Annotated in this window: 1 protein-coding gene; it reads left to right on the forward strand. The window is 64.6% G+C overall.

All coding sequences use genetic code 11. The annotated features are described in order from the left end of the window. On the forward strand, positions 1 to 279 hold a 279-nt coding region (locus tag KZZ04_RS18770; protein WP_219423760.1), incomplete at its 5' end, for an FxsA family protein. Between the last annotated feature and the right edge of the window lie 15 nt (positions 280 to 294).

A 294-nucleotide genomic window follows, 5' to 3' on the forward strand; every position in this document is an offset into this window, starting at 1 on the left:
CCCGCTCAGACCATGCTCGAAGGCCTGATGATGGCTTTGGCCGGTGGCTTGTTGATCCTGCCGGGTTTCATCAGCGATGTGGTGGGCCTGGTCATGCTGCTGCCGTTCACCCGCAAGCTGCTGGCCGGCAAGATGCGCCAGCGTGCCGAAGAGGCTGCGATTCGTCAGCGTGCGTTCGCCGACCACCTGCAACCGCGTGGCGGCCCGGCTCCGCGCCAACCGTTGGGGCGTGAAGGTGATGTGATCGAAGGCGAGTTCGAGCACCGCGACTCCAAGTAACGCCATGCCAGGTAG

This window comes from Pseudoalteromonas sp. CR1 (assembly GCF_019392235.1).
In the GTDB taxonomy this organism is placed as follows: Bacteria; Pseudomonadota; Gammaproteobacteria; order Enterobacterales; family Alteromonadaceae; genus Pseudoalteromonas.